A 5,643-nucleotide genomic window follows, 5' to 3' on the forward strand; every position below is an offset into this window, starting at 1 on the left:
GTAGTTCCTGTGGTCACACCGTCTTCTAGTACGCTGTTGATTTCAAATGAACCTGTACCGTCACAGTTTTCATTGTCTACCAGCGTAAACTCAGAAGAAGTAATAGTGATCGTAGTAGGATCTTCAACGAGTGTGTATGAAGCTTCCGAGAAACATGTGTTGTTCGGGCTGCTGTTATCAATGACTTTAACTGTATACGTACCGGCAGCTAGACCAGATATAGCGTTCTTCGTTGCATTAATGGCCTCAGAGCCTAGTAGGGTAGAAGCAGTGATTTCATTGGCAGCAATCGAAGTGTCAGTACCTCTGTACCACTCGAAAGTATATCCAGTGGTGGTGGTAGTTCCTATACCATTTTCTATAGCGACACTCAAAGCACCGTCACCAGTGTTAGCAGTCGCATCACAGTATGAGTCATCTGATTTAGCAGTGAGTACAATGTTAGGAAGTTCGAACACATCATCAATAGAGAAGAAGAACACCGAACTAGAGCAGTCACTCGTCGTGTTGGTGATGGTGACTTGGTAGTCTCCTTCACTTAGTCCTTCTAGTCTGTTGTTATTTGCACCAGCTATGGTTCCACCATGTGCACCGCCACCTTGTACTTCGAAATCAAAGGTATAGTTGGCAGTGGTTGCTACGACAGCTCCGTCTTCTAGTACGCTGTTGATTTGGAATGAACCTGTACCGTTACAGTTTTCATTATCTACCAAGGTGTACTGAGCGGAAGTAATCGAAATCGTAGCAGGATCTTCGATAAGGGTATAAGAAGCAACTGACTCACAAGTATTGTTCGGGTCAGAGGTGTCTACTACGACTACCGTATAGGTACCCGCACTTAGATTTTCGATTCCAGAACCATTGATCGTTGCTGAACCCCTATTTGTACCATTTGCGGTGATATTGTTGGCCGCAATAGAAGTATTAGTACCTCTGAACCATGTGAAACTATAGCCAGCAGTAGTTGTTGTGCCAGGTACAGCAGTTTCTACCTCAACACTCAATGCACCATCACCAGTGTTAGCAGTCGCATCACACCAAGGATCATTTGTTTTGGCAGTGAGTACGATGTTTGGCAAGTCATATACATCATCAATGGTGAAGTGGAATACCGAACTAGAACAATCACTCGTCGTGTTGGTGATGGTGACTTGGTAGTCTCCACCACTCAGACCTTCTAGTCTGTTGTCATCTGCACCTGCGATCGTACCGCCATGTGCGCCACCGCCTTGTACTTCGAAGAGGTATTCATAATCCGCAGTAGTTCCTACAACAGCTCCATCTTCTAGTACACTGTTGATTTGGAACGAACCTGTGCCGTTACAGTTTTCATTGTCTACCAAGGTGTACTGAGCGGAAGTAATCGAAATCGTAGCAGGATCTTCGATAAGGGTATAAGAAGCAACTGACTCACAAGTATTGTTCGGGTCAGAGGTGTCTACTACGACTACCGTATAGGTACCCGCACTTAGATTTTCAATGCCAGATCCATTGATCGTTGCTGTTCCTGCATTTGTACCATTTGCAGAGATATTATTAGCTGCATTTGCGGTGTTAGTACCTCTGAACCATGTGAAGCTATAGCCAGCAGTAGTTGTAGTGCCAGGTACAGCAGTTTCTACCTCAACGCTCAATGCACCATCACCAGTATTAGCAGTCGCATCACACCAAGGATCGTTTGTTTTGGCAGTGAGTACGATGTTAGGAAGTTCAAATACATCATCAATAGAGAAGAAGAATACCGAACTAGAACAATCACTCGTCGTGTTGGTGATGGTGACTTGGTAGTCTCCTTCACTCAAATCATCAAGCTTGTTAGGTGTCAGTGGGTCAATCGATCCACCGTGAGCACCACCACCTCTTGCTTCGAAAACGTAACTGTAGTCTGTAGTCAAGTCATAGCTAAGGTCGACAACAGCACTTTGTCCATCTTCAAGGATGTCAGTGATTTCGAAAGAACCTGTACCGTTACAGTTGGCATTGTCTACGATGGTGTAATCGTCTACTCCTAAGGTAACTGTCGGAGTAGTATCTGGAACAGTAAATGTCGCTGTGGTTACACACGTTTCGTCTGGTGACGAAGTGTCTGTTACTTCGATGGTGTAGTCTCCACTCGCAATGTTTTCCAAGGCCAATGATGCACCAGCCGATGAGCCAGAGATATTGGTGATCCCTGTTCCGGTAACTTCACTGCCAGCAGTGGCTGCTGTACCTGTATACCATTGGTAACTGTAGGTGCCAGTAGCACCAGTTACACGCCAGTTCAAGACGCCATTGCCTCGGTCATCTTCTACGATACAGTAGTCATCTCCTTGTCCTAATGTGATGACCACAGTCGGCGCTTCGGAGTTGTCTAGAATTTCTATTTCGAATGCAGAGGTCTCACAGCCTTTTTGCGTATGTGTCGCTACTACGAAGTAGGTACCTGCTAACTGTCCTGATAGGGTAGCAGCACTTTCTCCTGAGATCGCTGTACCTGATACTGCATTTTTGTACCATTCATAGCTATAGTCTGACGCATCGTCGGTGATCATCGCATCGGTGATCGTGATCTCTCCTGTACCACTACAGTCTACGATGTGTGTGATATTCGCATCTGTAATTGTATGTACTTCAGGAACGTCTTGAATGGTTACTGTTTGTGTGGTTTGACAGCCGTTGGCCGTGTTACCAGCAGCTCCTAATCGATCGATGTAGACGATATAGTCTCCTGGATCTAAATCTTCTATCGTAGAAGTGGTGACATTGCTTTCGGTCGCTTTCAATTCATCTCCAGCAGATTCACTGCCTACTTCGTACCATGTGAAAGCAAACGTGCCAGTTTGGGTTGTATCTCCAACATCTTTTCGAGCTGTTACCGTGATTGATCCATTTCCTCCCGCTGGGAAAGTGACATCACAGATCGTGTTGTCTACATGACTGTAAGAGTCTACGATAGGAGCGAAAGATCTTTGTTGGATTTCGTCCGTAGCAGACGCTGAAAAACACTGTGCAGTACTTCCTGGGTTAAATGCAGGGTCTGATTTTTCTCGAGCCACTGCAGTATAGGTGCCTGCTGGCAATCCTGTGAAGGTCACTTCTGCACCTTCAGCTTCTCCACTCGCATCGATGATTTTAGGGAAGGTTTCACCATCTACCGTGTAGGTGGTGAATTTATCCGCTGGCACACCTGATCCAGAGTATAGATAGATGAAATATTCGGATATATCATCTACTTCTCCATCGACGTATCCATCGTTGAGTACATCAATATCAGCAGTGGCGCCTGAGGTCTGTCCTGTGATCGCATCCGCAGGGGTAAAGGCTACTGATGAAGTGGTGGCTATGTCCATCGTCGTACCACTGTTGTTGTAGATGATACCTGTCGCACCACTAGGGCTTGCGATGACTTCTTCTCCATCTTCGAATGTACCAGTGAGGTTGATGTATTCGATATCAATGTTGTCAGATAATCCTACGGTAGCTTCCCCATCGTCTGGACACTCTTCTACGTGTTTGATCGCAATGGTCGTGGTAGCTTGCTGACCTAGGAAGGACAGGTCAAATACTTCCTGTGATCTACATCCTGTAGAGGCATCAATCATCACCAAAGTATAGAGTCCTGATGGAATACCTGCTAGTGAAGCAAAACCAGCGGTTCCTGCACCAGGTGTAGTACTCACAGTAACACTAGCAGATGCATCACTGGCCAAACTAGCTCCAGTAGTTAAGATTGTTCCAGCACTTGGATCGTCCGCAAAATCAAGCGAACCTTCATACCATTCGAAGGTGATATTTGCTCCATTAGGATTATCGGTTACATCTGCTACGATCGTTCCATAGGCATCACAGCTGGTAGGAATCAAACCACTGACTCCTCCTTGGTTGGTACCTGTACTGATCAGTGCAGTAGGTTCGGTAGCCGTTACATCGTCTACAATCTCAACGGTGTATGGACTACTGCTACATCCAGAAGTAGTTTCTGTAGCTACTACGGTGTAGTATCCAGCGACTTGAGCTTCTAAGGTTTCGTCCGTATCTGCCAATGCCGTACCAGCAACTACTTGCCCTTCGTACCATGCATAGGTATACACGATAGGAGTGTGGTCAGTAGGAGCACCATTGGTGTAGGTCAAAGCCTGTGGAGTCGCCACTGCTTCGCCATTCGGTGCACAAGTAGTTTGTGGGGTTTGTCCCATGACCAGTGTGATGACTGGTGTAGAGCGTTTGATCGTGATACTTTGTGATACACTACATTTTGACACGTCGTCTGTGACCACAGCGGTATAAGTACCCGCAGCGAGTCCAGTTGCGGAGTTGTCGGTATCATTTGTAGCTGTATTGGCTAGCGTACCACTCGCACTGGTATTGGTGCCTTTATACCATTGGATGGTATAGTCTGTAGTACCTGATGTTACACTTGCAGTGATTGCGCCAGTAGGCGTTCCTGCATCACAACTGTAGTCATCTTTGTCTACCACTGTATTGATCACGATTGTCGCAGGTGCATTTTCTATCTCTATTGTGATCGGATCAGAGACACAACCTGTCGCTCGGTCTGTTGCTACGACGGTATAGAACCCACCATCTAGATTGCTAATGGTTTCGTTGGCATCATCGATGACTACATTAGTATTACTACTTCCTGTTCCTTTCAAGGATAGTAAGTCAGTATTGTTTGAAATTAATTTAGCTGCATCAACGCTAGTTCCATAGTACCATTTAAAGTTATAGTCACCACTTCCAGAGATGTCATCCAGTTCGATAGAACCGTTCGGGTAAGCAGCTGCATCTTCACAGACGGTATTGTTTGTTTCGATTACATCGGCAGCTATGGAGTTGTCGATGACAACATCCACTTCATCATCAATGATACTGAAAGACTGTAGGTTAGAACAGTTCGTCGTGTTGTGTGTCAAACGAACCGTATAGTCACCGGCAGGAATCTGGCTCAGAACATTGTCAGTTGCTGATGCCGTGAAACTAGCTGATGCGATAGGTGTATCATCGTTCGATCCTAAGAACCATTCCCATGTATAGTCACCTGCAACACCAGCATCTGGCTGTACAGTGATCTGACCATTGTATAGACCAGAAGTAGCTACTGTGATATCACAAATAGAGTTGTTGATGGTAAGTGCAGGGTTAGCATCATAGTCAGCTGTATAAGCCGCCGGAGGGTTGTTGTTGATGGTGACGGAAATAGGATCTGCTTCACATCCTGAGTTTTGATCCAATACCACCACAGTATATATACCGTTGTTTAGGTTTTGGATATTTTCAGTAGTTGCTCCAGCAACTGCTACTGCAGTAATACCCGTAGCACTTCCGTTTTTGAGGTCAAAGATGTTGTCTCCATCTGTGATTACTTTAGCTGCATCAACTGAGGAGCCATAGTACCAAGTGTACTCGAGGTTCGTGGTAGCAGCGGCACCCGCTACAGTGATGTTGTTCAATTCGATAGCACCGTTAGGATATCCAGTACCACCTTCACAAACAGTGAGGTGTGTTTCGGTAACATCAGCGGCTACATCATTGTTGACTTCAACTGTAGTTTCTTCATCGGTGATTTCGAAGGACTGTAGGTTAGAACATCCTGTTACCGTATTTGTGATTCTGACAGTGTAGTCCCCGCCAGGGATTTCGCTTAGCACGCCTTTGACA

The 5,643-nt window shown here is 45.7% G+C and carries 1 protein-coding gene; it reads right to left on the reverse strand.

Annotated elements, in window-relative coordinates:
* On the reverse strand, positions 1-5,643 hold a 5,643-nt coding region (locus BGP76_RS20275; RefSeq protein WP_158584161.1), incomplete at both ends, for a hypothetical protein.

It is taken from the genome of Reichenbachiella sp. MSK19-1 (assembly GCF_003590315.1).
Lineage (GTDB): Bacteria > Bacteroidota > Bacteroidia > Cytophagales > Cyclobacteriaceae > Reichenbachiella > Reichenbachiella agariperforans.